The sequence below is a fragment of the Psychroflexus curvus genome (genome assembly GCF_020164585.1).
GTDB classification, from domain to species: domain Bacteria; phylum Bacteroidota; class Bacteroidia; order Flavobacteriales; family Flavobacteriaceae; genus Psychroflexus; species Psychroflexus curvus.
In genome coordinates this window covers 1-26,492 of sequence record NZ_JAIQZF010000006.1, presented here as the reverse complement: position 1 = coordinate 26,492, position 26,492 = coordinate 1, and the positions used below count along the sequence as shown (strand labels likewise).

The 26,492-nt window shown below is 35.0% G+C and carries 27 protein-coding genes and 1 rRNA gene; 20 read left to right on the top strand and 8 right to left on the bottom strand.

Annotated features, from left to right (window positions below):
* The first annotated feature begins 5 nt into the window (after positions 1-5).
* The 8 genes from LB450_RS09990 to LB450_RS09955 are packed head-to-tail and all read left to right on the top strand — an operon-like array spanning position 6 to position 9,215.
* Entirely contained in the window at positions 6-956 is a 951-nt protein-coding gene (locus LB450_RS09990) for a glycosyltransferase family 2 protein (RefSeq protein WP_224488013.1), read from the top strand.
* Positions 957-967: 11 nt separating this feature from the next.
* Positions 968-2,689 carry a phospho-sugar mutase gene (locus LB450_RS09985; protein ID WP_224488011.1) on the top strand — a complete coding sequence of 574 codons (1,722 nt, stop codon included), beginning with the start codon at positions 968-970 and terminating at the stop codon, positions 2,687-2,689.
* Positions 2,690-2,697: 8 nt separating this feature from the next.
* Entirely contained in the window at positions 2,698-4,527 is a 1,830-nt protein-coding gene (locus LB450_RS09980; protein ID WP_224488009.1) for an ABC transporter ATP-binding protein, read from the top strand.
* A 7-nt stretch (positions 4,528-4,534) separates the two neighbouring features.
* Positions 4,535-5,074, top strand: coding sequence for an RNA polymerase sigma factor (locus LB450_RS09975; protein ID WP_224488007.1), 540 nt, complete (start codon positions 4,535-4,537; stop codon positions 5,072-5,074).
* Between the two features lie 31 nt (positions 5,075-5,105).
* On the top strand, positions 5,106-5,603 hold the full coding sequence (locus tag LB450_RS09970) for a hypothetical protein (RefSeq protein ID WP_224488006.1): 498 nt from the start codon (positions 5,106-5,108) through the stop codon (positions 5,601-5,603).
* On the top strand, positions 5,596-6,042 hold the full coding sequence (locus LB450_RS09965) for a hypothetical protein (protein WP_224488004.1): 447 nt from the start codon (positions 5,596-5,598) through the stop codon (positions 6,040-6,042). Before LB450_RS09970 ends, LB450_RS09965 begins: the two co-directional genes overlap by 8 nt.
* A 30-nt stretch (positions 6,043-6,072) precedes the next feature.
* Positions 6,073-7,284 (top strand): RsmB/NOP family class I SAM-dependent RNA methyltransferase, encoded by a 1,212-nt coding sequence (locus LB450_RS09960; RefSeq protein WP_224488002.1) that lies wholly within the window; start codon positions 6,073-6,075, stop codon positions 7,282-7,284.
* 17 nt (positions 7,285-7,301) lie between these two features.
* Positions 7,302-9,215 carry an endonuclease gene (locus LB450_RS09955; RefSeq protein ID WP_224487999.1) on the top strand — a complete coding sequence of 638 codons (1,914 nt, stop codon included), beginning with the start codon at positions 7,302-7,304 and terminating at the stop codon, positions 9,213-9,215.
* Positions 9,216-9,262: 47 nt separating this feature from the next.
* On the opposite strand, the gene LB450_RS09950 is transcribed toward LB450_RS09955, so the two are convergent.
* From LB450_RS09950 to ruvX, 5 genes are all read right to left on the bottom strand, one after another.
* The gene (locus tag LB450_RS09950) at positions 9,263-9,736 is read right to left on the bottom strand and encodes a DUF4168 domain-containing protein (RefSeq protein WP_224487979.1); all 474 of its coding nucleotides are present in this window, start codon (positions 9,734-9,736) and stop codon (positions 9,263-9,265) included.
* Positions 9,737-9,842: 106 nt separating this feature from the next.
* Positions 9,843-10,622: a nucleoside triphosphate pyrophosphohydrolase gene (gene mazG, locus LB450_RS09945; RefSeq protein ID WP_224487977.1), complete on the bottom strand. Its 780-nt coding sequence runs from the start codon at positions 10,620-10,622 to the stop codon at positions 9,843-9,845.
* A gap of 82 nt (positions 10,623-10,704) precedes the next feature.
* Positions 10,705-11,136, bottom strand: coding sequence for a DUF5606 family protein (locus LB450_RS09940; protein ID WP_224487975.1), 432 nt, complete (start codon positions 11,134-11,136; stop codon positions 10,705-10,707).
* Between the two features lie 53 nt (positions 11,137-11,189).
* Positions 11,190-11,780 carry a peptide deformylase gene (gene def, locus LB450_RS09935; RefSeq protein WP_224487973.1) on the bottom strand — a complete coding sequence of 197 codons (591 nt, stop codon included), beginning with the start codon at positions 11,778-11,780 and terminating at the stop codon, positions 11,190-11,192.
* Positions 11,781-11,888: 108 nt separating this feature from the next.
* On the bottom strand, positions 11,889-12,296 hold the full coding sequence (ruvX, locus tag LB450_RS09930) for a Holliday junction resolvase RuvX (RefSeq protein WP_224487971.1): 408 nt from the start codon (positions 12,294-12,296) through the stop codon (positions 11,889-11,891).
* 84 nt (positions 12,297-12,380) lie between these two features.
* Here ruvX and LB450_RS09925 point away from each other — a divergent pair, with 84 nt between their 5' ends.
* Positions 12,381-13,196, top strand: a complete 816-nt coding sequence (locus LB450_RS09925; RefSeq protein WP_224487962.1) for a 2,3,4,5-tetrahydropyridine-2,6-dicarboxylate N-succinyltransferase — start codon at positions 12,381-12,383, stop codon at positions 13,194-13,196.
* Positions 13,197-13,220: 24 nt separating this feature from the next.
* Positions 13,221-14,285 (top strand): glycosyltransferase family 9 protein, encoded by a 1,065-nt coding sequence (locus LB450_RS09920; RefSeq protein WP_224487952.1) that lies wholly within the window; start codon positions 13,221-13,223, stop codon positions 14,283-14,285.
* Here the strand turns inward: LB450_RS09920 and LB450_RS09915 are convergent.
* Positions 14,282-15,094, bottom strand: a complete 813-nt coding sequence (locus LB450_RS09915) for a glycosyltransferase family 2 protein (RefSeq protein ID WP_224487950.1) — start codon at positions 15,092-15,094, stop codon at positions 14,282-14,284. The genes LB450_RS09920 and LB450_RS09915 overlap by 4 nt on opposite strands.
* Positions 15,095-15,223: 129 nt before the next feature.
* On the opposite strand from LB450_RS09915, the gene LB450_RS09910 reads away from it, so the two are divergent.
* A complete protein-coding gene (locus tag LB450_RS09910; RefSeq protein ID WP_224487948.1) occupies positions 15,224-15,991 on the top strand; it encodes a glycosyltransferase family 2 protein in 768 nt (255 codons plus the stop codon).
* Here the strand turns inward: LB450_RS09910 and LB450_RS09905 are convergent.
* Positions 15,974-16,729: a lipopolysaccharide kinase InaA family protein gene (locus LB450_RS09905; protein WP_224487939.1), complete on the bottom strand. Its 756-nt coding sequence runs from the start codon at positions 16,727-16,729 to the stop codon at positions 15,974-15,976. The genes LB450_RS09910 and LB450_RS09905 overlap by 18 nt on opposite strands.
* A 93-nt stretch (positions 16,730-16,822) precedes the next feature.
* On the opposite strand from LB450_RS09905, the gene LB450_RS09900 reads away from it, so the two are divergent.
* The 9 genes from LB450_RS09900 (at position 16,823) to LB450_RS09860 (ending at position 26,080) form a co-directional block, all read left to right on the top strand.
* Positions 16,823-17,620 carry a glycosyltransferase family 2 protein gene (locus LB450_RS09900; protein WP_224487937.1) on the top strand — a complete coding sequence of 266 codons (798 nt, stop codon included), beginning with the start codon at positions 16,823-16,825 and terminating at the stop codon, positions 17,618-17,620.
* A gap of 2 nt (positions 17,621-17,622) precedes the next feature.
* Positions 17,623-18,534, top strand: coding sequence for a glycosyltransferase (locus LB450_RS09895; protein WP_224487935.1), 912 nt, complete (start codon positions 17,623-17,625; stop codon positions 18,532-18,534).
* Positions 18,535-18,629: 95 nt separating this feature from the next.
* Positions 18,630-19,271, top strand: coding sequence for a class I SAM-dependent methyltransferase (locus tag LB450_RS09890; protein ID WP_224487933.1), 642 nt, complete (start codon positions 18,630-18,632; stop codon positions 19,269-19,271).
* Positions 19,272-19,293: 22 nt separating this feature from the next.
* Entirely contained in the window at positions 19,294-19,863 is a 570-nt protein-coding gene (locus LB450_RS09885) for an L-threonylcarbamoyladenylate synthase (protein WP_224487931.1), read from the top strand.
* Position 19,864: 1 nt separating this feature from the next.
* A complete protein-coding gene (locus LB450_RS09880) occupies positions 19,865-21,292 on the top strand; it encodes a CCA tRNA nucleotidyltransferase (RefSeq protein WP_224487919.1) in 1,428 nt (475 codons plus the stop codon).
* A gap of 93 nt (positions 21,293-21,385) precedes the next feature.
* A complete protein-coding gene (locus LB450_RS09875; protein WP_224487918.1) occupies positions 21,386-22,417 on the top strand; it encodes a COX15/CtaA family protein in 1,032 nt (343 codons plus the stop codon).
* A complete protein-coding gene (locus LB450_RS09870) occupies positions 22,414-22,935 on the top strand; it encodes a plasmid pRiA4b ORF-3 family protein (RefSeq protein WP_224487916.1) in 522 nt (173 codons plus the stop codon). Before LB450_RS09875 ends, LB450_RS09870 begins: the two co-directional genes overlap by 4 nt.
* 42 nt (positions 22,936-22,977) lie before the next feature.
* Entirely contained in the window at positions 22,978-24,036 is a 1,059-nt protein-coding gene (locus LB450_RS09865; RefSeq protein WP_224487914.1) for a nucleoid-associated protein, read from the top strand.
* 13 nt (positions 24,037-24,049) lie between these two features.
* The gene (locus LB450_RS09860) at positions 24,050-26,080 is read left to right on the top strand and encodes a M3 family metallopeptidase (RefSeq protein ID WP_224487912.1); all 2,031 of its coding nucleotides are present in this window, start codon (positions 24,050-24,052) and stop codon (positions 26,078-26,080) included.
* 336 nt (positions 26,081-26,416) lie between these two features.
* Here the strand turns inward: LB450_RS09860 and rrf are convergent.
* Positions 26,417-26,492: ribosomal RNA gene (rrf, locus tag LB450_RS13975) — 5S ribosomal RNA — on the bottom strand; the annotation flags it as partial.

Genomic DNA, 26,492 nt, shown 5'->3' with positions numbered 1-26,492 from the left:
AGTATATGGACTTGTCAATTGTAATTCCACTTCTCAATGAATCTGAATCCCTGAAAGAGCTTCATCTTTGGATTAAAGGCGTAATGCAACAACATGGTTTTAGTTACGAAATAATCTTTATCAACGATGGAAGCTCCGATGATTCCTGGGAAATTATAAAAACACTTTCTTCTGATTCAGATGCCGTTAAAGGAATAAATTTCAAGACCAATTACGGAAAATCTCAAGCGCTGCATGCAGGTTTCATAGAAGCACAGGGAGACGTTGTCATTACAATGGATGCTGACCTTCAGGATAACCCTGAAGAAATTCCCGAGTTGTATAACTTAATCATAAAAGAAGATTACGATCTCATTTCTGGCTGGAAAAAGAAACGATACGATTCTGTTATTTTTAAAAACCTACCTTCAAAACTTTTCAACAAAGCAGCGCGTTGGACCTCTGGTTTAAAACTTCATGATTTTAATTGCGGACTTAAAGCTTATAAACTTGAAGTCGTAAAAACTATAGATGTAAATGGGGAAATGCATCGCTACATCCCTGTCCTCGCTAAACAAGCTGGATTTACTAAAATCAGCGAAAAGGTAGTCAAACATCAAGCTCGGAAATATGGCAAAACCAAATTTGGTGCAGAGCGGTTTATCAATGGATTCCTTGATTTAGTAACTTTGTGGTTTTTTTCAAAATTCGGAAAACGACCTATGCATTTTTTTGGAGCCATAGGTGTTTTGATGTTTTTTGTAGGATTCCTTTCGGCCATTTGGATTGGGGCTTCCAAACTTTATAAACTTTGGAATGGATTACCCAATATCTTAGTTGTAGATAACCCATGGTTTTATATAGCTTTGTCGGCAATGATTATTGGTGTTCAAATGTTTTTAGCAGGGTTCTTGGGTGAATTATTATTAAAAACTAAACATCAACAAAAACGGTATTTAATTTCAGAAAAAATATAAATCAACAGATTATGAGTAACTTTTTAGATAAAGCAAAAAACTGGCTTACAGATACATTTGATAGAGATACCATAAAAGATGTGAAGCATCTTATGGATACTGACCAAAAACTTTTGGAAGAGAGTTTTTTCCAAAATCTAGATTTTGGAACAGGCGGTATGCGGGGAATCATGGGAGTAGGTACTAACAGAATAAACAAATATACTCTTGGTAAAAACACCCAGGGGATTTCTAATTATATGAAGTCTGTCTTCCCTGATGAGAAACTTAAAGTCGTCATTGCTTATGACTGCAGGCGAAACAGCAAAGCATTTGCTCATCATGTTGCTGATGTGTTTTCTGCCAACGGAATTCAGGTCTATATTTTTCCAGAATTAAGACCTACTCCTCTTCTATCCTACTCTGTTCGACACCTGGATTGCCAATGTGGAATCATGTTGACAGCAAGTCATAATCCCCCGGAATATAACGGGTATAAAGTCTATTGGAAAGATGGAGGACAGTTGGTTCCGCCACAAGACAAAGAAATTATATCAGAAATAAATGCCTTGAAATTTACCGATATTAATTTTGATAGTAATTCAGAATTAATCGAGGTACTTGATGAGTCAGTTGAAAACACCTATTTAGAAAAAGCTGTTGAAAATGTAGATTTCAATCTTTCTGCTGAAGTCAAAAAAAACCTGAATATCACGTTTACGGCTTTACACGGAACTTCAATTACTACAGTTCCCCAACTTTTGGAAAAAGCAGGGTATAAAAATCTTCAGTTGGTAGAAGCCCAGTCTGAGCCAGACCCAGATTTCTCAACGGTGAAATCACCTAACCCGGAAGAGCCTGCAGCTCTTAAAATGGCTATTGAGCTTGCCAACAAACAACAAAGCGACCTTGCTATAGGTACAGATCCAGATGGAGACAGACTTGGCATTGCAGTAAGAGATAAGCGGGGTGACCTGACTTTACTCAATGGCAATCAGACCATGGTGCTGATGACCTGGTATTTACTGACCAATATGAAACAAAGTGGAAATTTGAAAGATTCTCATTTTGTAGCCTCTACAATTGTGTCTACTCCACTTATGAAAGTACTTACCGAAGCTTATGGGGTGAAATACATGGAAAGTCTAACAGGCTTTAAATGGATTGCAAAATTAATTAAAGATCATCCAAACCTTGATTATATTGGTGGCGGCGAAGAAAGCTTTGGGTATATGGTAGGTGATTTCGTAAGAGACAAAGATGCCAATACAGCAATTTTATTGGTCTGTGAAATGGCTGCAGATTTGAAATCTCAGGGAATCTCAGTTTATGAGCAGCTCATCAGAATTTACAAAGAGCATGGGTTTTTTAAAGAAAATTTAGTTTCGCTGGTAAAACGCGGGATTGAGGGTGCTGAAGAAATCAAACAAAAAATGAAAGATTTAAGAGAGCATCCATTGAAAGAAATTGCTGGTGAGCAGGTAGTTTTAATCGAAGATTACTTAACCTCTGTTGCTAAAAACATGCAATCTCATGAATCTCTCGAGATAGATATTCCAAAATCTAATGTTCTTATTTATTATACAGAAAACGGTACTAAAGTCGCTGCAAGACCCAGTGGAACTGAACCTAAAATTAAATTTTATATCAGTGTAAATTCAACGCTGAAAGATGTTTCAGAATTTGAAACTGTTGACAAGGAATTAGATTCAAAAATCAATGCTATCAAATCTGATTTAGGTCTTACAGAGTAAACGACTTTATGACATATTTTAAAAAAATTCTTCGCTTTGCGAAACCTTATAAAAAATATGCGATACTCAATATTATCGCCAATATTTTCTATGCCTTATTCAGTGCCTTATCCTTTATAGCGCTAATCCCTATGCTGGATGTGCTTTTTAAAGGCAAAGACGCAGAGAGGGTGACTAAAGCACCTGTCTACGAAGGAATTGGAAAAGCAAAAGATTACTTTAAAGATTACCTGTCCTTTCAGGTCAACGAAATTGCTCAGGATGATGCATCTATAGCCTTGGTTTTGGTCATCAGCTTGGTTATTATCTTATTTTTTCTAAAAAACATCTCCAATTATATAGCGATGTATTTCATCACGTTTTTAAGAAATGGTGTTTTAAAGGATTTAAGAAATGCGCTTTATAAAAAAACCATAGAATTACCGCTTTCTCATTATTCTGAAAAGCGAAAAGGCGATACCATTGCCAGAATCACCAGTGATGTTTTAGAAATACAGCACTCGTTTTTATCCATATTAGAATTAATTGTAAGAGAACCACTTACCATCTTATTCACCATTGGCGCCATGCTTGTCATCAGTTGGGAATTGACCATTTTCGTCTTCATTTTTATTCCTATTTCAGGCTTTATTATCTCTCTGATAGGAAAATCACTAAAGAGAAAATCAGATCGAGTCCAGGAAGAGCAAGGTCAGTTTTTATCGATTTTGGAAGAAACACTAGGAGGTTTAAAAATCATAAAGGGTTTTAATGCTGAATCTATTTTCTACAAAAGATTTAAAGACTCTACTCAAAACTTTTTTGATTTTTCAAACAAATTATTAAATCGTCAAAACCTAGCCTCTCCTGCCAGTGAGTTTTTAGGAATCAGTGTGATTGCAGTTTTATTATGGTACGGTGGTAGAATGGTTTTGATTGATGGAACTTTGGACGGGAGTACATTTATAGCTTATATGGGTTTAGCTTATAATATCTTAACGCCAGCAAAAGGAATTTCTAAAGCTTCTTACAATGTAAAAAAAGGGAATGCTGCTGCGGAACGCGTTTTAGAAATTCTTGAAACTGACAACAGCATTAAGGATGAAAGAAACGCAATGACCAAAGAAGAATTTAGTTCAGAATTAACTTTAGAAAACGTTTCCTTTAAATATGAAAAAGAATATGTTCTTAAGAACTTCAATGCCAGCCTGAGTAAAGGAAAAACTATAGCTTTAGTCGGGCAGTCCGGGAGTGGAAAATCGACTATCGCCAACTTAGTGACTCGGTTTTATGACATCGATGAAGGAGAGATTAAAATAGACGGCGTCAACATCAAAAACATGACGCAGACCTCATTAAGGAATCTGATGGGGCTTGTAACACAGGATTCTATATTATTCAACGACAGTATCAAAGAAAATCTGAAAATTGGAAAACCAAATGCTAGTGAAGAGGAATTGTTCAGCGCTCTTAAAATTGCTAATGCTTATGATTTTGTTAAGGCCTTCCCAAAAGGTATAGATACCAACATTGGAGATAGCGGAGGCAAATTGAGTGGCGGCCAAAAGCAACGGATTTCTATAGCGCGTGCAGTTTTAAAAAATCCACCGATTATGATTCTGGACGAAGCTACATCGGCATTGGATACAGAAAGCGAACAACTCGTCCAAAAAGCTTTGGAAAATATGATGCAGAACAGGACGTCAATTGTCATCGCTCATCGACTATCCACAATAAAAAATGCGGATACTATTCTTGTTTTACACCAGGGTGAAATTGTAGAACAAGGGAAACATGATGAATTGATGACTAGCGACGGTGTATACAAAAAGCTTGTCAATATGCAATCCTTCGAATAAAAAAGCATTGAAAGAAGAAGAGATCATTGAAAATTTGCAAAAAGGCATCAAAACCGATGAAGCCTTTCAAGCTCTTATAACTGAACATAAAGTAAGACTCTATTGGCATATAAGAACCATTGTAAAATTACATGAAGATGCTGATGATGTTTTGCAAAACACCTTTATAAAAGTCTTTAGAAATATCAAATCTTTCAAAAGAGACAGTAAACTTTTTAGCTGGATGTACAGAATTGCTACAAATGAATCGATCACATTTTTGAATAAGAAAGCGAAGAAAATGAAACTTTCAGATCAGGAATTAAATGATTATCTCATAGATTCATTAGAAAGTGATGTTTATTTTGAGGGGGATGAAATTCAGCTTCAATTGCAAAAAGCCATTGAAACTTTACCACAACAACAAAAGATAGTTTTTAATATGCGTTACTTCGAAGAAGTCCCCTATGAAGAAATGTCTGAAATATTGAATTCTAGTGTCGGTGCTTTGAAATCTAACTACCATCACGCCAGAAAGAAAGTAGAAAAGTTTTTGAAAGAAGATTAAACCTTCACATAGAAATAGAGTCTAAAAAACAATGGCACAAAAGAGAAACATACACGGAAAAAAACCTGGATTCAAAGTCCCTGAAGCTTACTTCAACACTTTGGAAAATTCTGTATTGACCAAATTAAAATCAAATTCATATTCAGAAAAATCCGGCTTTCAAACACCAAAAGATTATTTTAGAGATTTCAAACTTGAAACACCTTCAGAAGAAAAAACAATTAAAGTAATACCACTAAAAGAGTGGACAAAATGGATGGCAGCAGCCTCGATAGTGGCATGTGCTGTTATTGGTGCCCTTTATATTGACTCTATAAGTTCAGATGGAAATATTCAGTTTTCTGATTTGGACAACGATATGATAGAAAGGTATTTGGACGATCACCTGGAAACGCCTGAAGAATTTATTGATTACGACAATACATCTGTAATAGATATAGTTGATCAAAATATTATTTCGTTAAAAGATAAAGATATTTTAGAATACCTCAATGATACTATTGAGGATCAAGACTTTAACAATGATTAAAAAAAGTATACTTCTTATTGTATTCACTTTGATTTTCGGTTTTAACGGAAATGCTCAGGACACTGAAAGTGATAAAATTGAACAGTTAAAAATTGCTTTCTTTACTGAAGAACTTAACCTGACTGCAAGTGAAGCCAAGCGATTTTGGCCTGTTTACACCAAACACAACAATAAATATGAAAAACTCAGGTCAACAGAATGGTCAGATATAAAATCTGGACTAAATAATATTAAGAATTTGAGTCAGGAAGAGTCAAATCAACTTCTGAATGATTACTTGGCTTACAAAAGAACCCGGGTGGAATACAGAGAAGATTTTGTAAATAACTTGAAAGAAGTCATTTCGCCAAAACAAATCATGATGCTTAAAAAAGCTGAATATGATTTTCATAAAAAACTTTTGAAACAATACCAATCTGATAAGTCTTCTAAAGAGTAAATATCTATTTTTGCAGATTAAATCAAAATCATGCGCTTACATAGAAATTTAGTTTTCGCCGTCATAGACACTTTACACCTTATTTTTAACGAAGGTAAATACGCCGATAAGGAAATATCAAACACTTTAAAACGCGATAAACGCTGGGGATCCAGAGACAGAGGCTTTATAGCAGAAACAACCTATGACATCGTGAGGTGGAAAAGACTGTATTCTGAAATTGCCGACGTCAATCCTCCTTATTCCAGGCCAAATTTATTTCGCTTATTTACAGTATGGGCAACTTTAAAGGGAATTGAGATTCCAGACTGGAAACAATTTGAAGACACACCCACCCGCCGAATTAAAGGCAGATTTGATGAGTTATCTAATATCACAAAATATGCTGAATCTATACCAGACTGGCTTGATGAACTAGGTCGAAAAGAACTGGGTAAGCTTTGGGAAGAAGAAATTAAAGCTTTAAATGAGCAGGCAAAAGTCATTCTAAGAACCAATACCTTAAAAACCACACCTAAGAAGCTTCAACTTATTTTGGATGAGGAATTTATTCCCACTAAGTTGGTGAATGGCTATCCGGAAGCTTTGGAACTTTATGAGCGAGCAGATGTTTTCAAGACCGATGCCTTCAAAAAAGGTTATTTTGAAGTTCAGGATGGATCTTCTCAAAAAGTAGCGCATGCACTCAAACTTGAACCAGGAATGCGAGTGGTTGACGCCTGTGCTGGTGCTGGAGGGAAGTCTCTTCACATTGCAGCACTGATGGAAAACAAAGGGCAGATTATCGCTATGGACATCTATGCCAACAAGTTGAAAGAATTAAAACGAAGAGCTAAAAGAGCTGGTGCTCACAACTTAGAGACACGCGTTATAGATTCTACTAAAGTCATCAAAAAACTACATGATTCTGCAGATCGCGTTCTTATAGATGCCCCGTGTACAGGGCTGGGAGTGTTGCGTCGAAATCCAGATGCCAAATGGAAATTGACTCCAGAATTTTTAGTTGAAATTAGAGAAAAACAACAGGGCTTACTTCAGGACTATAGCAAAATGGTGAAAGCTGGTGGAATTCTGGTTTATGCTACCTGTTCTATTTTACCTTCTGAAAATCAAATGCAAATTCAGGAATTTTTAAATTCTGAAGCAGGAAACTCATTTAAGCTTAGTCAAGATGAAAAGATTCTGGCTCACAAGTCAGGCTTTGATGGTTTTTATTATGCTGTCCTTCAAAAATCTAGTTAAATCAAACTCTATTTAAAATGAAACATCACATCCTGTCACTGCTTTTTTTGGTTAGCAGTATCAGCTTTGCACAGACTCCGTCAGGCTATTATAGCAGCGCTGAAGGACTTAATGGGTACGAGCTCAAAACAGCTTTAAAAACGATTATTGATGATGAAGACGACAACAATGGTCAGTCTTTTCATCAGGATCAGGGTTATGGGGCTTTATACGAGGCTTACAATTCACAAAACAGTGGCGATACCGATAATTATTTTGAGGAAGATGGAACTGTTTTAGACATGTATTCTGAAAGGGTTGCCGCTGATGATGCTTATAATTACGATCATTTCCAAGATCAATGCGGTAGTAGTTTCAGCGGTGAAGGAGAATGTTATAACCGTGAACATTTAGTCCCTCAATCTACGTTTAACAGTGATTCTCCCATGAAAAACGATTATTTTCATGTGGTACCCTCAGACGGTTATGTTAATGGCGCTCGTGGAAGTTATCCTTTTGGTGAAGTAAGCGATCCAGACTATACGTCAAGCAATGGGTCCAAACGTGGACCAAATACATTTCCTGGGTACTCAGGAACCGTTTTTGAACCAATTGATGAATTTAAAGGAGACATTGCCAGGTCTGTTCTTTATTTTGCTATTCGCTATGAAGATGAATTCAATAGTAATTGGAGAACCAACGAGGTTTTGGCGGGTAATCCGCAAGATTTTTTCGTAGGCTGGTATATCGATCTCTTGTTATCATGGCACAACAATGACCCGGTGAGTCAAAGAGAAATTGATAGAAATAATAATGGGTTCCAATTTCAGGGGAACAGAAATCCTCTGATAGATCATCCTGAATATGCTACTGAAATCTGGGAGAATTCTTCAGATGACGAATCTCCTACAAAACCACTTAATTTACAAGCAAGCGCCATTACAGATTCCAGTGTAAAACTCAGCTGGGAACCTTCTCAGGATAATATTGGTGTTGATGAGTATATCATTGAACAAGACAATAAAAATATTGAACAGGTGTTATCAACAAATACAAGTCATGTGGTCACAGGACTTTCACCTGAAACCTTGTATAACTTTAGAATTTACGCTGTTGATAGAAGTGGGAATATCTCTGATCCTAGCGAAAATTTAGAAGTGACAACTCTGGCTGAATCTAATCTTTTAGTATTTGAGGATTTCGAAAACTGCAACACAAATCAGACTGATTTTAGAAGCGTAAGTGAGGTGAGTAACATCACATGGGAATGCACTGATTTTGGCGAAAATAACTCTCAGGCCTACCAAATGAATGCTTTCCAGAGTGGACAACAAGTTCCAAGTTTGGACTGGTTGATTACATCAGACCAAATAAACTTTGAAAAATATGAGGTGGAGAAATTGAGTTTCTGGACTTCGGCAAGCTATGGGAATACCAAACTAGAACTCTTGTACTCTTCAACGTATGACGGTCAGGGCCAGCCATCAAATTTTCAATGGCAGGAAGTTCCAAATGTCGATATTCCTCTGCACCCTCAATCCAGCAGTTCGTTATTCGTTTACGAAGCAAATGAAATTGACATTTCAGAAATTGCCGGGGATGTATATATCGCTTTTAGATACGATACTACTGATGGTGAAAGTGCAACGAGATGGACGGTAGATAATTTCTTAATAACAGGTGAACAACTCTTATCAAATTATTCTTTTAAAAACAATCTAGAGGTTGTCTTATATCCAAATCCTCTGAAAAATTCCAAAATCCATATAGACTTCAATAAGACCGGACTTAAAACCATAGAAATTTATAGTGTCTCTGGTAAAAAGCTTTTGACGAGAAGAACGCATCAAAAAAAGTATTTGGAAAACCTTGGTCATCTTCCTGATGGAACTTATTTTGTAAGAGTAGAGCAATACGGTGCTACGCTAGTAAAACGGCTTATTTTAAACTAAAAAAGCTGCCTTTTTAGGCAGCTTTTTTAAATAATTTGAATACTTCCTTAATTCTCATTCATTGGATTCTTGCCAGTTTGTTGCTTCATCATAATAGCCTGAAGCTTTTGTTGTAATTCTGGACTTTGTTGTAGTTGAGTAGCAATACTTTGGAATTGTGGCATGGTAAGTCCATTCTCCTTAATCTTGTTTTCCATTTTCTCTTTAGAACTTGTCTGGATTTCCTGGATAACAACCATCACTGCACTTTTTTGCTCAAGTTCTTCCTCTGTAGCATCCACTTCTACTTCAGGGTTCATTTCTGCTTCATAAATTTCATTAAAGCGCTGAGGGGTCATGCCTTCTTTTTCGATAGCCATAACCATTTCCTGTTGAACGGATTGATTCAATTGCTGTACACTCTGATAAGCTTGTGCAAATTTCTCAAGTTCTGCATCAGTTATCTTAGAATCGTCAGTTTGTGCTGTAGCGGCAAAGAGGGTAAATAAGAAAATGCCTGCTGTTGAAATTACTTTTTTCATGGTTTTTATTTTTAAGTTGCAAATGACAATAATATGGAATTTATATAGGTGTCAAAAAAATATCAGTATTATTTACTGAGAGTTTAACTCTGCCGATTGATTTTTATCAAATTTTTAAGGTTTTGGCTTCGTTCCAGAATTTATCCATTTCAGTCAGAGACATTTCTGACAAGTCTAAATTGAGTTCTTTAGCCTTTTGCTCGAGATACTGAAATCTGAAAATAAACTTCTTATTGGTTCGTTCTAAGGCGGTTTCAGGATCAACTTTTAAAAATCGAGCATAATTGATCATCGAAAACAATACATCTCCAAATTCATCTTCAATTTTATCCTGCTGATTTTGATTTACCTCTTCTTGTAGCTCTGCTAACTCTTCTTTCACCTTCTCAAAAACTTGAGCTGGCTCTTCCCAGTCAAAGCCTACTCCAGCTACCTTATCCTGAATTCTACTAGCTTTTATAAGTGCCGGTAAAGATTTGGGCACACCTTGCAGAACGCTTGTATTTCCTTCTTTCAGTTTAAGTTTTTCCCAGTTTTCTTTGACTTGCTTTTCATCGTTTGCTTCCACATCTCCATAAATATGTGGATGCCTGTCTATAAGTTTTTTACAGAGTGAGTTAATGACATCAGCAATATCAAAATCATTGGTTTCGCTACCTATTTTAGAATAAAAAACGATGTGCAACAACACATCTCCAAGCTCTTTTTTTATTTCTTCTGAATCGTTTTCTAAGATGGCATCGCCCAATTCATAAACTTCTTCAACGGTGAGGTTTCTCAAAGATTCCATAGTCTGCTTGCGATCCCACGGACATTTTTCTCTTAAATCGTCCATGATGTCTAATAGCCTTTCAAAAGCATCCAGCTGTTTTTGTCTAGTGTTCATCGTTTTAATTTTAAAGGTAAGGGTTATACCAATCAAAAAACCCTCTAAAAGAAAATTTAGAGGGTTTAAAGTATTTCGGTAATTAGCTTTCTTTTTTATCCTTAGCTGAATCTTCCTCATCTTTAGGATCTGAAAAATCAGTTACATTTTTTGAAATCAGAAGGTTATACCACTGGATAACTTTTTTAATATCAGAGGGGTAAACTCTGTCCTCATCATATTCAGGAAGAATTTCGCTGAAATAATCTGTCAGTTCATTCTTGGAAGACTTGTGGTCTATGGAAGGCTTACCCTCTTCTTTTTCAAATATTTTTTGAAAGACCTCTCTGAGAGGAATTTCTTCAGTATACGTATAGATGGCTATTTCACTAAGAATACTTACGTTATTCCTCATGCTCACAGGTATCTTTTTACCGTCACTAAAGGATTCGGCAAGAAAGCCGCCCCTAGTTTGAGCTTTAAGTTCGTAAAGCCCTGGCTTCCCTGATATAGATAATACTTTGTCTAATTTCATTTCTTATTTTTTTGGCTGGCAAATATGCAATTTGTTTATGTTCTGTAATAACTTTAGCGATTCTTTTTTGCCAATGGATATTTCATTTTATAACCCACATCTATTTTGCCTTTGGTGATATTGCTCAATTTACTTTTTATTAATCTTTTCTTTAAGTTGGAAATTCTATCTGTAAACAAAACTCCTTCTATGTGATCATATTCATGCTGGACAACCCTTGCTGAAAGTCCAGATAACACCTCTGTTTGTGACTCAAAGTTTTCGTCTAAATACTGGATTTTAATTTCAGGTTTTCTAAAGATATCTTCGTGAACATCCGGAATACTCAGGCAGCCTTCACTAAAATCCCACTCAATTCCATTTTCTTCAATAATTTCAGGATTGATAAACACACGTTTAAACGACTCTAGCTCTTTGATTTCCTCCTCGGTTAGAGAAGCATCTTCAGAAAAGGGTTTGGCATCCACAACAAAAAGTCGAATAGATAATCCAATTTGAGGAGCTGCAAGCCCTACTCCACTGGCGTTATACATAGTTTCAAACATATTGTCTATGAGTTCATCCAGTTTAGGATAATCTTTGGGGATTTCTTTAGCTTTCTTTTTCAAAACTGGAGAACCATAAGCTATAATTGGTAATGTCATAATCTCAAATTTAAGTGAGAGGGTATGAACCCTTGTTTAATTAGATTTGCAAAAATAGGGGTTTTATTTATATTGAATTTGACATTCGGAAACTTTAAAGCAATAGACTTAATGTAAATAATTCTGAAGTAAAATCGTAGCGCTAATTTCATCAACAAGACCTTTGTTTTGTCTTTTTTTCTTTTTAAGCCCTGAGTCTATCATGGTTTGAAAAGCCATCTTCGATGTGAATCGCTCATCCATTCTTACAATCTTCAAACTTGGAAATATCTTCTGAACGTCTTCAATAAAAAATAAAATATTTCGCTCTAGCTGCATGGGTTTCCCATCCGTGAATTTGGGTTCACCAACGACAAGTGTATCAACAGACTCGGCCGGTATAAGGATTTTAAGTTCTTCCATCAAAATTCTGGAATCTACAGTTTTTAGCCCCGACGCAATCATCTTCATTTCATCAGAAATGGCCAATCCAGTTCGCTTCATTCCAAAATCCAAGGCTAAAACTTTAGTCTTCATCAACTTATTTTAGCAGCAAATATAAGGTACTCTTGCGTATTTTGGATTTAACGATAAACCTTATCTTCGCAAAAAAACTTAGATATGGAAGATTTAAAACAAAAAATACTGAAAGCCTGGGATAACCGTGACTTACTTCAGGAACAAGAAACTATTGATGCTATACGTACTGTGATTGCAAAATTAGACAGCGGTGAATTGCGGTGTGCAGAACCAACCAGGGAAGGCTGGCAGGTGAATGAATGGGTAAAGAAAGGCGTTGTACTTTATTTCCCTATTCAAAAGATGGAAACTTTGGAAGCTGGTATTTTTGAGTATCATGATAAAATGCCTCTTAAAACAGGCTACAAAGAAAAAGGAATTCGTGTGGTACCCAATGCTGTTGCCAGACACGGAGCCTATATATCCAGCGGTGTCATTCTGATGCCAAGTTACGTCAACATCGGTGCTTATGTAGATGAAGGCACGATGGTAGATACCTGGGCAACGGTGGGAAGCTGTGCTCAAATTGGTAAAAATGTACACTTATCTGGTGGCGTTGGCATTGGTGGTGTTTTAGAACCTCTTCAAGCGGCTCCTGTAATCATAGAAGACAATGCATTCCTAGGCTCTAGAAGTATTGTAGTGGAAGGCATACGCATAGAAAAGGAAGCTGTGCTTGGGGCTAATGTCGTCTTAACTGCTTCAACCAAAATTATAGATGTAACTGGCCCTGAACCTGTAGAAATGAAAGGTGTTGTTCCTTCCAGATCTGTCGTGATACCTGGTAGTTATACCAAGAAATTTCCAGCTGGAGAATACAATGTGCCATGTGCACTGATTATTGGGAAACGCAAAGAAAGTACCAATAAAAAGACATCTTTGAATGATGCTTTAAGGACTTATAATGTAGCGGTTTAGATTCATCTGTTATTAAAAGTTTAAATGAAAATACTGGTCATTCAGCAAAAAATGATTGGAGACGTTCTCGTCTCCAGTCTTATTTGTGAAAACTTAAAACTAAATTACCCAAAGGCTGAAATTCATTATTTAGTCAATAGGTTTACAATCCCTGTCATTGAAAACAATCCTTACATAGACGAAATTGTTGTTTTTGAAGACACTTATAGATCAAGTAAACTCAAATTTTATCATTTTTTAAAGCGTATTAAAAAAGCTAAATATGATATGGTTATTGATGCCTACGGAAAACTGGAAAGCAACCTGATTACTTTATTTTCTGGGGCTAAAACCAAAATCAGTTGGGAGAAGACTTATAGCCGTTTTATTTATTCAGATGTATTTAAAAATAAAATAAGATCAACCACAAATGCAGGACTAGCTATAGAAGACCGCTTAAAACTACTAAAGCCACTTAATTTAAAAACGCCTCTAAAAGATTCCCCAAAAATTTATCTAACTGAGGTCGAAATAGCGGAAGCTAAGGCCAAATTAAATCATCTGGGGATAGATTTTCTAAAACCCATTTTTATGATTGGAGTTTTAGGCAGTAATTCCAGTAAAAGTTACCCTTCTAACTATATGGCTGAAGTGTTAGATCATATTGTTGAAGTTGCAAAAGGTCAACTTATTTTTAACTTTGCACCACATCAAAAAGAAGAAGCCTTAGAGCTATATCATTTTTGTGAAAAATCTACTCAAAATAAAATTTACCTGGAATTAACTCCCACTTTATTAAGAGAATTTATGGCTCTTACTTATCACTGTGATGCTTTGATTGGCAATGAAGGGGGTGCTGTTAATATGGCGAAGGCGCTTGGGACACCCACTTTTACAATATACTCTCCATGGATAGACAAAAAAGCCTGGGGAAGTTTTGAAGATGATAAAAAACATACCTCTATACATCTGGAAGAAGTAAAGCCTGAGTACTATAAAAATAATTCTTATAAGGACTTGAGAGCTAAAAGCAAACTCTTGTATACAGAATTCAAAACTGATTTTGTTTTAAAAAAACTGACTCCATTCATAACTCAAATAATAGCTTAAACTTCTTGAATTCCATTTGGAGTCTTAGTTTGTTTTTCAATTTTTGTTTTAAGCCTGATATCCTTATTTTTATCTAAAACGTCTTTGTTTACATAGCCCCTTTTATGCTCTAAGTGAACACAGATAGCATAAAACCTTATTTGCCTAGCCTTCATTCCTGCATTGATTAACCTTTCTCCAAATTCACGGTCTTCACCTCCATATTTCATATCATTATTGAAGCCATTGGCACTTATTATATCTTTTTTCCAGGTTGAAGAATTATGACCATTCCAACTTGGCTTGGTTGGAGTAAGCATATTAAAAGCAAATGGAATCAAATCATTTTTTGCCAGTTTTAAGTTTTTGATGGAACTCCCCAAACCATTTTTTTTCAACCATTTCAAATCAAAACAATCTTGATTCAAAATATCGTTTTTACTGATTTTTTTTGAAATTGAAATTGGTAATTTAAAATAACCACCGGAAAGAAAGTACCCTGAAGACCTGTGAGACAAATGGGTTTTTACAAAATCCATGCGTGGAATACAATCTCCATCAGTAAAGATGCAATAATCTGTTTTAGAAGCTAAAATAGCCTTATTCAAAATCATTGTTTTTTGGAAACCTTCATCTTTATGCCAGACATGCGTGATGGAAAGCTGAGTTTTCTCTGAAATGGCCTCTATCATCTTCTTGGTATCCTGTGTAGACCCATCATCTGCTATGATAACTTCAAAATCTGATACCGTCTGAATGCTGTATCCCCAAAGCACTTTTTCTAACCATAGTGGCGAGTTGTAAGTACTTATAATAACAGATGCTCTCATATGAATATGTTCTATTACAAAACTAATTTATTTTGAAACTTCACAAATCAATTATCTATTTATTATATTTAAACTTGTACACTAGTTTAGCTTTATAATCATCAATCTACTCTAACAACCCAATCCATCATGCCTAAGATTTCGGCACTCATTATAACTCTCAATGAAGCAAAGAACATTGGACATGTTATCGATAACCTGAGTTTTGCCGATGAAATTATTGTTGTGGATTCCTATTCTGAAGATGAAACTGTTTCCATAGCAAAAACATATCCGCATGTAAAAGTCTTTCAGCATCATTTTGAAGATTTCACCAAGCAAAGAAATCTTGCTTTAAGCAAAGCAAATCATGAATGGATTCTTTTCCTGGATGCAGATGAAAGAGTTACTTTATCCCTAAAAAAAGAAATACTTGATACTGTTAAGCAGGAAGAAACTGCTGATGCGTATTTCTTCTATAGAAAATTTATGTTTGAAGATAAACCTTTGCATTTCAGCGGATGGCAAACTGATAAAAACATTCGACTTTTTAAAAAAAACAAGGCAAGGTATACCGAAGAACGCTTAGTCCATGAAATCTTAAGGGTGGAGGGTACAGTTTCTACCTTTAAGAATAAACTAATTCACCATTCATACTCTAACTTCGAATCTTACAGGAAGAAAATGATAAACTATGCAAGGTTAAAAGCAAAGGAATTGCATAATAAAGGAGTGAAGCCTAATACTTATCACTACATCATAAAACCAGTTTATAAATTTGTGAATGCTTATATCCTAAGATTAGGGTTCCTGGACGGGAGAAAAGGATTAACCATCTGCTACCTTAATGCTTTAAGTGTTTATAAACGATATCCTTTCTTAGATGAAATGCATAAAAATTCAGAAAAGAGATTTTAATAATTTCTTTCTCTTTTGTTTTCTGTGGAATTTTCTCTGAAATTCTAATGTGAATTCCCACATCAATTCAAACACCTCCTTTTTTGGTTTTTGAATATGTTTTGAATACTCATCGCTCATAATGTCTACCATCTCCTTTTTGGGAGTAAGTCTTCTGAAATTATACATTCGTTCTCTAAAATCTAAGGGTTTAAATTTCATCCTATTCAAATCAACTAAGGAAAAATAAATTTCTTCTTTTCTTATAAAAATCAAAGTGTTGCCTGGCGAGTGGTCTTGAAATTCAACTCCTTTTTCATGAAGTTGAAACGTAAATCTTGTAAAAGCTCTTAAAATTTGCTCATGATTTGGAAAACTAGAGTCTTGAACCAATTCTCTAAAAGTTAAGTCTGGCAGTTGATGTTCACTGATATAAAAAGATTTACCGAATCCGATACCTTTTTTAAATTCAAAAAAAGCAATGGGATCTGGCGTTCCAATTTCTTTTTCTTTTAAGATAGAAGCGTATTCAAAAGAGCGCCTGGCTTTTGATTTTCTAAAATATTGATAAACAATTTGATTGATATAGTTAGGCTCTTTAAAGGATTTGATATTGAGATGTAATCCTTCGAGTTCAACCGTTTTTATAAGGTTTCTATCTCCATCTCCAAAAACAGTTCCAATAGAATCAAAAGAATTAATCAGCTCCAAAAGAGCTTCTTTGTGCTGAATATATCCTGGATTATAGTTAGAATTCATCGATATTATTTAAATTTCAAATTTAAAACCAAAAATGGCTTTTAGTGAGCTTAAACTCATTTTTTTAAATATTATACCAAACTTATAAATTCAATGAAAGTGTTACCTAAGTGTAGTCTTGTTACACCAACCTATAATTGGCCTGAAGCTTTAGAGTTGTTACTTAAAAGCGTGAAAAACCAATCTCACTTGCCAGATGAAGTTATTATTGCGGATGATGGTTCTACTTTAGAGACCGAGCAACTTATCCAAAAGTATCAAAAAAACTTCCCTGTCCCCCTTATTCATGTAAAACATAAAGATAAAGGTAACAGAAAGCCCAGAATCATGAACAAGGCTATCGCCAAAGCAAAATACGAATATATAATAGAAATAGATGGTGACATTATTATGAATAAATATTTTGTTGTGGACCATCTTCAGTTTTCACAGAAAGGCTTTTATCTTTATGGTTCTAGAGTCAATATAAAAAAAGAATTTTCAAAAAAATTGTTTCAAAATCAGAAATTAAAATTTGGTTTCTTTTCGGAAGGAATTCAAAAAAGAGGAAGAACTTTAAGGCTTCCAATTCTTACAAAGCTTATAAAACCTATTGAAGAACGATCAAGAAAATTGAGAGGATGTAATATGTCGTTCTGGAAAGCAGATTTTATTCAAGTAAATGGATTTAATGAAAACCTTGTAGGCTGGGGAATTGATGATTCTGAAATGATACAACGTCTTCACAATATTGGCATAAAGGGAAAGCGATTGAAATTCGCAGGAATTGCTTACCACATTTATCACAAGGAGCAATCTAAATCTCATATTGAAATCAATCTAGAAATTGAAAAACAAACCACTAAGGAAAAATTGGTTTATGCAGAAAAAGGTGTAGATCAATTTTTATAAAAATGAATATGATAGAAATTTCGGTAATTATAATTAACTTCAATTCATCTAATTACACCATTCAATGCATTGATAGTATTTTTAAAAAGACAGGTAAAGACATCGCTTTTGAAATTATAGTTGTAGATAATAAGTCTGAAACCAAGGACTTTGAAATTCTTAAAAATTATTGCGTGTCATTAAATCATGATAAATTACACTTATACCAAAATTCTGAAAACAGTGGTTTTGGTGGAGGAAATATGTTTGGTTTTGAAAAGGCCAAGGGATCGTATTTAGCCTTTGTGAATAATGATATTCTATTTAAAAATGATTGTTTGAGTATTCTTTCAAATAGCTTAAAACAGAATCATGAAATAGGTGTTTGTGCACCAACAACATATACAAGTGATGGTGAAATTTTACCTACTTTAGATTTTTACACTTCCCCTCTCAAGGTAATCTGTGGAAGAAAAATTTATAAATACTTGAGACCAAAAGAGTTCATAAATAGAAACTTAAAACTCGAAAAACCTACAAAAGGGGATTTTGTATCGGGGAGTTTTATGATGTTGACTTATGAGAATTTTAAAAAAAGCGGGGGCTTTGATACCAATATTTTCCTGTACCATGAAGAAACAGATTTATGTAAACGTCTGGAAAAAATGAATTTAAGTGCAGTTTGTGAACCAAAAGCAGAATGTATTCATTTCCACGGAGCTAGTACTCCAAAATCAATCAAAATAAAAGCTGAATTGAAGCGCTCTTTATTATACGTAATCAAAAAACACTATGGGAACTTATATTATTTTTTAATCCATTTTTATATATTAAACTCATATTTATTGAAAGTTATTGTGAAACCAAAGTATTTTTATCTCATAAAACAGTTACTTCGCCCTATCTCTTTAAATAGTTCTACAAAAACTGATTGAGGCCTATAATCCTTCAGATTTTCATAAAGGTTAATCTCTAAAAAATTGATGAACTTAAAAAGCTTACTAACTCATAATTAATTTGAACTGAATTTATGGATTATCAAAATAAAAAAGGGAAATATTATATCAATCAAAGACCTGAAATGTTGGAATTTTTTCCAAAAAATGCAAAGACTGTTTTAGATGTAGGTTGTGGACAAGGAACTTTTGTGAAACAAATCAAAGATATGTATCATACAGAGACCTGGGGAATAGAATATATGAGATCTCACGGTGAACAAGCAGAAAAAGTTTTGGATAAAGTCTTCATTGGGGAATGTGAAAAATTCATCGATGATTTACCAAATGATTATTTTGACGTGATTTATTTTAATGATGTCATGGAACATTTAATTGACCCTTACATGGTTTTAGATAAAATGAAAAAAAAATTAACGAAAAACGGCCAAATCATAAGTTCTTTACCGAATATAAGATACCATAATGTGTTAAAAATGTTCATCCTTAATAAAGAATGGAAATATGAAGAAAGCGGAGTAATGGATCACACACACCTAAGGTTTTTTACCAAAAAAAGTATTAAAAGAATGTATGAAAATTTAGGTTTCAAAATCATCACACATAAAGGAATCAATAAAACAAAATCTTTAAAACCTTATATTTATAATCTTTTTCTTTTATTCACAGCTCCAGATATTTTTTATGTTCAGTACGCCACAGTTGTAGAAAAATAATTTAAATCAAGGATCAAAAACTATGAAAGATCAAAAAGAAACCATACAAGACTGCATACAAGCCCTTAAAAGAGGTGGGGTTATCCTCTACCCTACCGATACGGTTTGGGGAATTGGCTGCGATGCCACCAATGCAGATGCCATAGACAAAATCTACAAGTTGAAACAAAGGTCCAACGACAAGTCATTGATATGTCTGGTTTCTGACTTTAAAATGCTGAATCAATATGTAGAAGAAATTCCTGAAGTGGCTTATGACATTCTTAAATATGCTGACAAGCCCACAACCATTATATATCAAAACCCCATACGTGTAGCAACCAACCTCATTGCCGATGATGACACTTTGGCCATTAGAGTAGTCAACGACATTTTCGCCAAAGAGCTTGTCAAGAAATATAAAAAGCCTATTGTTTCCACATCTGCTAACATTAGTGGACAAAAAACACCTGCCAACTTCTTTGAAATTTCGGATGAGATTTTAAAAGGCGTAGACTATGTCGTAAATTTGCACCAATCCAATAAAAACAAAAAACCTTCTACAATTATCAAATTAGATCTTGATGGAAAGGTTGAAGTGATCCGCAAATAAAATGTCAGAACTATATTACCAAGAAGCTTTACAACATAAGATATTTAATTTCCTTTCTGAAGCTGCCGACGAACTAAACTTAGATGCCTACGTTATAGGTGGTTTCGTGAGGGATTTCTTTTTAAAACGCGGCAATGCCAAAGACATAGACGTCGTCGCTGTTGGCGACGGAATAGAACTGGCTAAAAAGGTTTCGGAAAAATTGCCTGGAAAACCTCCAGTAAAAGTTTTTAAAACTTATGGCACTGCCATGCTGAAGATTTTCGATCTTGAAGTTGAATTTGTTGGTGCCAGAAAAGAATCTTATTCTGAAGACAGCAGAAATCCTGAAGTGGAACATGGAACTCTGGAAGATGACCAGAACCGCAGAGATTTTACCATCAATGCCCTTGCACTGCAATTGAACAAAGCTCATTTTGGTAAACTTTTAGATCCATTTGAGGGCTTGCAAGATTTAAAAACTCAGCTCATCAAAACCCCTTTAGATCCTGAAATTACTTTCTCTGATGATCCTTTAAGGATGCTTAGAGCCATTAGGTTTTCTTCTCAGCTCAATTTTGTGATTGAACCAAAATCCCTTGAGGCCATTCTGGAAAATGCCTCAAGGATAGATATCGTTAGTAAAGAACGTATCGTTACTGAATTGCATAAAGTCTTAGAATCTGAAAAACCTTCTGTTGGACTAAAATTGCTCCATGATACTGAATTACTCCAGCGAATTCTACCCGAACTTACAAATCTTGAAGGTATAGATGAAATCGAGGGACAAAAGCACAAAGATAATTTCTGGCATACCCTGGAGGTGGTAGACAATATTTCCAATGAAACAAATGACGTTTGGTTGCGATGGGCTGCTTTACTCCATGATATAGGCAAAGCTCCAACAAAACGTTTTCATAAGAAAATCGGCTGGACCTTTCATGGCCATGAATTTAAAGGTTCCAAAATGGTCTATCAGATTTTCAAAAGACTCAAAATGCCATTGAATGATAAGATGAAATTTGTTCAAAAGCTTGTTTTATTGAGTTCCAGACCTATAGCTATCGTAGATGAAGACGTGACTGATTCAGCAGTGAGAAGACTTGTCCACGATGCAGGCGAACATCTGGAAGACTTGATGACGCTTTGTGAAGCGGATATCACCACCAAAAACCCTAAACGCTACAAGAAATATCACAACAATTTCAAACTCGTAAGGGATAGAATTAAAGAAGTGGAGGAGCGTGATCAGGTACGGAATTTCCAACCCCCTGTTTCTGGTATTGAAATTATGAATACTTTCAATATCGAACCTTGTCAGGCTGTTGGTGAAATCAAAGCTAAAATTAAAGAAGCTATTTTAGATGGGGTCATCCCCAATGAATATGACGCCGCTTTTAAATTTATGCTGAAAGAGGGTGAGGCCTATGGATTTAAGCAACAGGCTTAATTTTTCTCAAAAACCTCCCAAAATAGACTTGTAAAAGTGGGAAATGATGGGTCAACTGCTACATAAAAATTACCTTTACAAAAAAAATAAATAGTGTTTAGAAAATCGATAAAGGCTTCTATCATAATTATCTATCTGGTCATCATCGCAGGAGCTGTAGTAAGAATGACAGGAAGTGGAATGGGCTGTCCGGACTGGCCAAAATGTTTTGGATACTATATACCACCAACAGAAGAAAATCAGTTGGAATGGGAACCTGAGCATGACTATTTCAAAGGTCAGGTCATCATTGTGGGTGAGTCCCTAAAAGTAGCTAAAGAAGCTTTTACATCTTCAGAAAACTTTGAGCAAAGGCATTGGAATACTTATGAAAAGCACGATTATGCTGAGTTTAATGCTGCTCATACGTGGATAGAATATATCAACAGACTTTTGGGTGCTATATCTGGAATTGCTATACTTATTATGACGATAAGTTCCTTTGGGCAATGGAAGAAAAATAAAAAATTGACGCTATTCTCAATTTTATGCTTAGTCCTACTTCTTTTTCAGGCTTGGCTAGGAGCGACAGTTGTTTACTCAGTTTTATCTCCTGTGAGAATTACCATTCATATGCTTGTTGCTCTCTTACTGGTAGCACTTCTTATTTATCTCTTAAAATTATCTTCAAACGAAGACTCTTCCTTGAGAAGTACATTCACCTTCAGAAACCTTCTTGTGTTTGCGGTTATACTGAGCCTAATTCAGGTAGCTATGGGTACTCAGGTGAGGCAGTTTGTAGATGAACAAGTTGATATGGTAGGTTATGCCAATAAAAGCGCATGGCTGGAAAACCCGACATTGGTTTTTTATGCGCATCGCTCATTCTCAATTATTGTGCTTCTTGTAAATGCTGGAATCTGGTGGCTGAATAGATCTAGAAATCTAGGTTTTAAGCTCACCAACTGGATGATGTTGTTGGTAGGAGTTGAAATTCTGAGCGGAATTGCCATGTATTACTTGGATTTTCCATTTCTTTCTCAACCTTTGCATTTAGTTTTTGCAGCTTTGTTATTTGGAATTCAATTTTATATTTTAATGCAAAGTTTTGAAGCAAAATTAATTTCAAAAAAACAAAATTTATGATTTATAAATATAGAGTCGTTTTAGACACCCTGGACGATGTTATACGAGATATCGAAATAAGGGACGATGCAACCCTGGAAGACCTTCACAACTCAATCGCTCAGGCTTTTGGATTTGATGGAACCGAAATGGCTTCATTTTATAAAAGTGATGAAGAATGGAATCAGGGAGAAGAATATCTGCTCTTCAATATGGGTGATGAAGATGACCGCGTGAATATGATGAATGAAACTTCACTAGATACTGTGTTTTCCAGAGATAAGACCAAAATGATATATGTCTATGACTTCTTTAATTTATGGACGTTTTACGTAGAATTGGCTGACATTGCTGAACCTGAAGACGGATTGGATTACCCAAACCTCATGTTTGCACAAGGTCAGTTACCGGAATCTCCACCTGATAAGAAATTCGAAGCTGAAAAATTGGATGACCTTGATGATGATGAAGGAAATGGTGATGATGACATAACCTTTGAAAACTTAGATGATTTCGATTTTGATGAGAATTGGAATTAATTGAATTCCATCAATACTAATAGTTAAACACATACTTTTTTTATGATCAACTTATTCAGTGCTCAAATTGAGAGCATGTCCATTCATCGGGTAGGAAACAAAAGCCGAAATGAATCTTTATTTATTTCTGAAGAACCTCACGACCTGTCCGACGAATTGAAACCACTTATCAAAGAATATTTTCTAAAATCCTTTAGAGATAAAGAGGAAAATTACTATCATTTTGTGCATGAGAATGATTTGGAATTTCACCAGCTTTATAATCTGGCGACAGATATTTTCAATAATCCATCAGAAAGCCATTCTATTTCAAAAAAAATCACCAGACTGCTTTTTGAAGAATCAAAACATCAGCACATTAAAGGTGGTGAAGTCTATGTGGTTTATTTTGAAAACATGCTCATCGACAACGAAAAAGTGTCTGCAGTCGGAATTTTTAAATCTGAATTAAAGCATGATTTTCTTCAGTTTGAAGAAAAGCAAAATAACCTTGACCTCATTCTTCAACAGGGAGTTTATTTGAATAAATTGGATAAAGGGGCTCTCATTTTCAATACTGAAAAAGAAAACGGTTATAAAATACTTTCGGTCGATTCCAATAAGTACGATACAAAATATTGGCTTGAACAATTTCTTCAAGTTGACTTTTTTGAAGATGAAAACTTCTACACCAAGAAATATTTAAAATTCTGTGAGAATTTTGCAAAAGACGTTGTCCTACCTGCTGAAGACAAACAACAGGAAGTGCTTTTTATGAACAAAGCGATGAATCACTTTGCATCCAATGATAATTTCAACGAACAGAATTTCTTAAGTGATGTCCTTGAAAATCCAGCTTTAGAACCAGAGTTTCAAAATTATAAAACAGAAAAAGCGCCTAAATATAAAGTTGAAGACCTTTCTGAATTTCCGATTTCAAATAGTGCTGTGACTGCTGCTCGAAAGAAAATTAAGAGTGTTATCAACCTTGACACCAATGTTCAAATCAAAATGGACTTTGTGAGTGGTGACAGTGCCGAGAAGTTTATTGAGAAAGGATGGGATGAAGATCGCCAGATGTTTTATTACCTCGTTTACTTCAATAAAGAAGAAAAAAGCTAAATCAAAATAATTTATGTCAGAAATAAATCCATTATTACAAAAATTTGATCACCCTCCATTTTCAAAACTAAAAACAGATCATTTTAAACCAGCTTTTGAAAAAAGTTTAAAAGAGGCTAGAACAGAAATAGAATCCATAGTCCTTAATTCTGATTCACCTACTTATAAAAATACTATCGAAACCTTAGAGTTTTCGGGAAACCAATTAGGAAGAATAGCTAGTATCTTTTTTAATTTAAATTCAGCTGAAACCAATCCTGAAATTCAAAAATTAGCTCAGGAAATTTCACCTTTATTAAGTGAGTTCAATAATGATTTGCTTTTGAATACTGATTTATTCGAAAAGATCAAACATGTTTTTGACAACAAATCTACCCATGATTATTCTGAAGAGCAACTTATGCTTCTTGAGAAGATTTATAAAAACTTCACCAGGAATGGGGCTAATTTAGATAAAGAAAAACAAGCTCGATTAAGAGAAATTGACAAGTTGTTATCACTTACGTCTTTAAAATTTGGAGAAAATGTTTTAGCTGAAACGAATAATTTTCAACTACATATTTCTGATGAAAGTGAATTAGAAGGCATACCAGATACGGTAAAAGAATCTGCCAAAGAACTGGCAAAAGAAAAGGGTAAAGAGGGCTATATCTTAACTTTAGACTTCCCAACCTTCATTCCTGTGATGAAATTTGGAAAAAATAGAGGTTTAAGAAAACAAATGTTTTTGGGGTTTGGATCTAAGGCTTTTAAGGATAACGAATTCAATAATGAAGAAAATGTCTTAGACATCGTTAAACTGAGATTGGAAAGAGCCCAACTCTTAGGTTTTGAATCTCATGCTGACTTTGTTCTTCAGGAACGAATGGCTAAAAGCATAGACAACGTGGAAATTTTTCTTGATGATATCTTAGAAAAAGCACTTCCAGCAGCAGAGAAAGAGATTGAGGAGCTTAAAACCTTTGCTTTAGAATGTGATGGTATCAGAGACTTTCAAAAATGGGATAAAGCTTATTATACTGAAAAGCTTAAACAGAAAACATTTGATTTAGATGAAGAGACGTTAAAGCCTTATTTTGAACTTAATCAGGTAATTGATGGAATGTTTGAGATTACCTCTAAGCTATTCAATTTAAGCTTTAAGAAAGATGAAACTATTGATGTCTATCATAAGGATGTAATCACTTACAAAGTTTTTGAAGATGATAAATATTTAGCAACTCTCTATGCAGATTTTCATCCCAGAGCTGGTAAAAGAGACGGCGCCTGGATGACAACCTATAAAGATCAATTTAATCATGATGGTCTAGAAGAAAGACCTCAGGTCTCCATTGTTTGTAATTTTTCAAAACCTACTAAAAAGAAACCTTCACTTTTGACTTTTAATGAAGTCACCACGCTTTTTCATGAGTTTGGACATGCACTCCATGCCATGAACGCAAAAACTACCTATCCATCGCTTTCAGGAGCGTCAGTTTATTGGGATTTTGTAGAACTACCAAGTCAGCTCATGGAAAACTGGTGCTATGAAAAAGAAGCTTTAGAGCTTTTTGCAAAACACTATGAAACAAATGAGGTTATCCCTCAGGATTTCATTACAAAAATTAAGAAGTCTTCAAATTTTATGGAAGGTTTGCAGACCACAAGACAGGTGAGTTTCGGAAAACTAGATATGGCCTGGCATGCTATAAAAAACACTGAAAGCATTGATGATGTTAAAGCACATGAAAGTAAAGCTTTTAAATCGACAGAACTGCTACCAGAAGTTAATGAAAATTGCATGAGTACAGCATTTGGTCACATCTTCCAAGGCGGCTATAGTTCTGGGTACTACTCCTACAAATGGGCTGAAGTATTGGATGCAGATGCTTTTGAACTGTTCAAGGAAAAAGGCATATTTGATAAATCTACAGCTTTGAAATACAAAGAAAATATTCTTCAAAAAGGAGGAACTATAGAACCTATGAAGCTTTATAAAAAGTTCAGAGGTAAAGAACCAGACCCCAGAGCTTTGCTCAAGAGAGCAGGATTAATAACAGATTAGAGATGTAACAATAAAAAAAGGATCTGCATAATTGAGTTTTTGCAGATTTTTTTTGTTGAATTCAAAATGGAGGCCGTGCTAGGTCATTAACTAAGCAAAGGGCTTTTATCAAACAAAAAAACCGACTAAAAAGTCAGGGTTTTTCTATAAAGAAGGCGGCGACCTACCCGCCCGCAACTGAAGGTGACCTGCCGGAATTGAAACAGGCTGGTGTTCGGGCAAGCTCTTCCACGCTGATGATCGTTTATATGAGAGTCATCTTGGCTCATTTACTAAGCCAAGGGGATTTTTTTAAACAAAAAAAACCCTGACTAAAAAGTCAGGGTTTTTCTATAAAGAAGGCGGCGACCTACTCTTCCACGGTATGTAGTACCATCGGCGCTAACGGGCTTAACTGCTCTGTTCGGAATGG

Coding starts and splice junctions, on each gene's coding strand:
- LB450_RS09990 (WP_224488013.1), top strand. CDS start 6: ATGGACTTGTCAATTGTAATTCCACTTCTCAATGAATCTGAATCCCTG.
- LB450_RS09985 (WP_224488011.1), top strand. CDS start 968: ATGAGTAACTTTTTAGATAAAGCAAAAAACTGGCTTACAGATACATTT.
- LB450_RS09980 (WP_224488009.1), top strand. CDS start 2,698: ATGACATATTTTAAAAAAATTCTTCGCTTTGCGAAACCTTATAAAAAA.
- LB450_RS09970 (WP_224488006.1), top strand. CDS start 5,106: ATGGCACAAAAGAGAAACATACACGGAAAAAAACCTGGATTCAAAGTC.
- LB450_RS09965 (WP_224488004.1), top strand. CDS start 5,596: ATGATTAAAAAAAGTATACTTCTTATTGTATTCACTTTGATTTTCGGT.
- LB450_RS09960 (WP_224488002.1), top strand. CDS start 6,073: ATGCGCTTACATAGAAATTTAGTTTTCGCCGTCATAGACACTTTACAC.
- LB450_RS09955 (WP_224487999.1), top strand. CDS start 7,302: ATGAAACATCACATCCTGTCACTGCTTTTTTTGGTTAGCAGTATCAGC.
- LB450_RS09950 (WP_224487979.1), bottom strand. CDS start 9,736: ATGAAAAAAGTAATTTCAACAGCAGGCATTTTCTTATTTACCCTCTTT.
- mazG (WP_224487977.1), bottom strand. CDS start 10,622: ATGAACACTAGACAAAAACAGCTGGATGCTTTTGAAAGGCTATTAGAC.
- LB450_RS09940 (WP_224487975.1), bottom strand. CDS start 11,136: ATGAAATTAGACAAAGTATTATCTATATCAGGGAAGCCAGGGCTTTAC.
- def (WP_224487973.1), bottom strand. CDS start 11,780: ATGACATTACCAATTATAGCTTATGGTTCTCCAGTTTTGAAAAAGAAA.
- ruvX (WP_224487971.1), bottom strand. CDS start 12,296: ATGAAGACTAAAGTTTTAGCCTTGGATTTTGGAATGAAGCGAACTGGA.
- LB450_RS09925 (WP_224487962.1), top strand. CDS start 12,381: ATGGAAGATTTAAAACAAAAAATACTGAAAGCCTGGGATAACCGTGAC.
- LB450_RS09920 (WP_224487952.1), top strand. CDS start 13,221: ATGAAAATACTGGTCATTCAGCAAAAAATGATTGGAGACGTTCTCGTC.
- LB450_RS09915 (WP_224487950.1), bottom strand. CDS start 15,094: ATGAGAGCATCTGTTATTATAAGTACTTACAACTCGCCACTATGGTTA.
- LB450_RS09910 (WP_224487948.1), top strand. CDS start 15,224: ATGCCTAAGATTTCGGCACTCATTATAACTCTCAATGAAGCAAAGAAC.
- LB450_RS09905 (WP_224487939.1), bottom strand. CDS start 16,729: ATGAATTCTAACTATAATCCAGGATATATTCAGCACAAAGAAGCTCTT.
- LB450_RS09900 (WP_224487937.1), top strand. CDS start 16,823: ATGAAAGTGTTACCTAAGTGTAGTCTTGTTACACCAACCTATAATTGG.
- LB450_RS09895 (WP_224487935.1), top strand. CDS start 17,623: ATGAATATGATAGAAATTTCGGTAATTATAATTAACTTCAATTCATCT.
- LB450_RS09890 (WP_224487933.1), top strand. CDS start 18,630: ATGGATTATCAAAATAAAAAAGGGAAATATTATATCAATCAAAGACCT.
- LB450_RS09885 (WP_224487931.1), top strand. CDS start 19,294: ATGAAAGATCAAAAAGAAACCATACAAGACTGCATACAAGCCCTTAAA.
- LB450_RS09880 (WP_224487919.1), top strand. CDS start 19,865: ATGTCAGAACTATATTACCAAGAAGCTTTACAACATAAGATATTTAAT.
- LB450_RS09870 (WP_224487916.1), top strand. CDS start 22,414: ATGATTTATAAATATAGAGTCGTTTTAGACACCCTGGACGATGTTATA.
- LB450_RS09865 (WP_224487914.1), top strand. CDS start 22,978: ATGATCAACTTATTCAGTGCTCAAATTGAGAGCATGTCCATTCATCGG.
- LB450_RS09860 (WP_224487912.1), top strand. CDS start 24,050: ATGTCAGAAATAAATCCATTATTACAAAAATTTGATCACCCTCCATTT.